The 2711-nt window shown below is 65.5% G+C and carries 4 protein-coding genes; 3 read left to right on the top strand and 1 reads right to left on the bottom strand.

The window, feature by feature from the left end; translation table 11 throughout:
• The 3 genes from ABZX30_RS37985 to ABZX30_RS37975 form a co-directional block, all read left to right on the top strand.
• Positions 1-393, top strand: a 393-nt coding sequence (locus tag ABZX30_RS37985; protein WP_355942984.1) for an integrase core domain-containing protein, incomplete at its 5' end; no start/stop codon positions are given.
• 65 nt (positions 394-458) lie between these two features.
• The gene (locus ABZX30_RS37980; protein ID WP_355942981.1) at positions 459-1142 is read left to right on the top strand and encodes an RHS repeat-associated core domain-containing protein; all 684 of its coding nucleotides are present in this window, start codon (positions 459-461) and stop codon (positions 1140-1142) included.
• 69 nt (positions 1143-1211) lie between these two features.
• Positions 1212-1946, top strand: coding sequence for a DUF4240 domain-containing protein (locus ABZX30_RS37975; RefSeq protein WP_355942978.1), 735 nt, complete (start codon positions 1212-1214; stop codon positions 1944-1946).
• Between the two features lie 173 nt (positions 1947-2119).
• Here the strand turns inward: ABZX30_RS37975 and ABZX30_RS37970 are convergent.
• Positions 2120-2711, bottom strand: a 592-nt coding sequence (locus ABZX30_RS37970) for an ISAs1 family transposase (protein WP_355942975.1), incomplete at its 5' end; no start/stop codon positions are given.

Here is a 2711-nt window from a genome sequence, read left to right as displayed (position 1 = left end):
CACGACGCCGGCCTGGTCGTGGCCGCGCTGAACATGGCAGCGGCCACCCGCGGCGGTGACGTCCGTGGCGTGATCTTCCATTCGGACCGCGGGAGCGAGTACGCCTCCCGGAAGTTCGCCCGCGCCTGCCGCAAACTGGGCGTCACCCAGTCCATGGGCCGGGTCGGCTCGTGCTTCGACAACGCCGTCAACGAGGCGTTCAACAGCGTCCTCAAGGTCGAGTACGTTCACCGTCACACTTTCCGCACCCGCACCGAGGCGCGGATCAGGATCGCCACGTGGATCACCGACTTCTACAACACCCGCCGACTACACAGCGTGTGCGGGTTCAAGAGCCCGATCGACTACGAGAACGAGTACTGGGCCGGCCTCACCATGGGACTGGCTGCATAGGAAGGACTCCACAGTTCGAGGGGATTGACACCGTCCGGCTCCCGCTGGACGACACAACCGCTGCGGTGGTCCAGCGCTACGACGAGTACGGCAATCCCCTCAACGACACCGCGTCTGCCACCTACGGCTGGCTCGGCGGCTACCAGAGGTCGTCCGACACCATCAGCGGTCTCGCCCTCATGGGAAGCCGCCTCTACAGCCCCGCCACCGGCCGCTTCCTGCAGACCGACGCGGTCTACGGAGGCAATGTCAACGCTTACGTGTATCCGCCGGATCCGGTCAACGCCTATGACCTGGACGGACGTTTCGTCATCGTCATCCCGGTGGTCATCGCGCTGGACTGGGCCCTCGGCGCGCTTATCGCGCTGATCGTCGCCACGGTCTCGGTGTGGATCTGCCACGTCTTCGGCTGTTCACTCACCGCGTCGGGGACCGGGGTGCGGGTGCCGTGGCCGGACAAAAACTCCAAGAAGTCGAAGAAGGAGAAGAATACCCGCTATTACGGCTACAAGATTTACCGCAAGAACGGCGGGCGAATCTACAAGTACGGCATCACCAAGGTCGGAGGTTCCCGCCCGAGATCGCAGATCAGATCATGCCAGCGGTACTATAATAAAGCGTGCGGATACAAGCTGATCTGGCGAGGCAAGGGCTGGTACAACGCTCGCGTCTGGGAAGCCACGAAGATCTTGAAGTATGTCGCCCATCACGGGCACTGCCCACCCGGTCAGTACAAGAGCTGCCGCTGATTCGGCGCTTTCGAAGGGGCTGTCCCGGTTCTTCCGGGGCAGCCCTGCCGCTATGGGAAAGGAACGGCTGTGAACAAGGACCAGTTCTGGAAGGCCATCTGTGAACTGGACGGGTACGCCGACGACGAGTCTGTATATGACCTCCGCGAACTGCTTCTCGGGGAGGACGCGGAAGACGTCGCCGCATTTCAGGTACTCCTCGATGAGCAACTCGCCGTACTGTCCGCGCGGGCGGCGGAAGCCGGTGTGGAACTGGACGAAGCGGAAGCGTGCGCGGTGGTGGCGGCCGGTCGCGAGGCATACGAAGCCGTTCTCGCCGATCCCGCCGAATTCGGTCGGCGCGATTGGGACACCGAGGACGCTCTCGCCCTGCGCGAGACAGCGGCGGATGTCCTCGAATTCCTCGGGGGACTCCCCGACTTCGCCGAGGGCGACGAATGGCTCCATGTTTCCTTCGGTTCGGACTTCACCATCCCGTCCGCCTACGAAAATGCGGTCGAGAGTCTCGCCGAGTCCATCGACAGGTCCCCCGAGTGGCGCCGCTGGTGGCAGGGTGCCGAATCCCCCAGGCTGTTCGTCTTCCTGGAACTGATGAAATCCCCTGAACTTCGCGAACCGCCGCACCTGCGTCGCAGGCGCGAGAGCGTGGAGTTCAGCATGAGCATCGACCCGCAGAACGTCCGCGGCCTACGCCTGCCCGGCAGGGGTGGGAAGGCATCCGAGGTGGCCCGGGGTGACCTGATGGCATGTCTGAACCGCGTGGCGGAGGAGTTGTCCCTGGAGTCGGTCCCGCCGCTTCCCTGACCGACCCGAGGGGGCCCTGCCTCAGCAGGGCCCCCTCGGGCTCCCGTTTGTTCCGCAAGGCTTGTGACCCTTGCCCTGCGTGATCCACCCCATGAAGTCCCTGGATCCTCGCCAGCCTTGCGCCCTGCATCCCAACGGCAGGGCTCCGTCGTTCTCGTGATCGGCCGGGATGATCACTTGAGTCCGAGGGTTGCCAGCGGCCGGGCCATGTCCCGTCCGTGATGGCGCAAGCCCTCGGCGATGTTGTCCCGCCCGGCCAGACGGAGTGCGCCGATGGCCAGGTTCCGCAGGGAGGCCATCACCCGGGGCGCGCTGCCGGTCCGCACCCGCGAGGCGTCCTCCCCGAATGTCACATCCCTGATGTGGTGTTCACGATTCTCGATTGCCCAGTGCCCACGCACACGTTCGGCCAGGTCAGCGGCTGTTGCCTGGTGGGCACTCAGGCTGGTGACCGCGTAGATGCGTTCGAGCGACACCTTGCCGGTGCGCACCGTGCGCCGCCGACGGACGATCTGCAGCGCCTGGCCAGCGTGTGGGAACGGCAGTCGCGGCACCGTGACGGCCTTCAGACGACGGATCTCGTCGCGGCCGTGAGCGGTGGCCCGGGTGCGGTCCATCAGCGGCACCTCTTTCCAGGGAAGATCCTTCACCAGCGCGTGCAGGGTCGGGGTAGAGTCAACCGCGCGGCGCGGTGCCCTCGGTGGGGTCGTTTCCGCGCGGCTGCTCCCCGAACCGGACGTGCGGGCTTTCCCCGCATCCGGCTCT

This window comes from Streptomyces sp. NPDC004542 (assembly GCF_040610035.1).
GTDB lineage: Bacteria > Actinomycetota > Actinomycetes > Streptomycetales > Streptomycetaceae > Streptomyces.
Note: the sequence above shows the minus strand (reverse complement) of the source record. Positions and strands in the feature narration are given on the sequence as shown.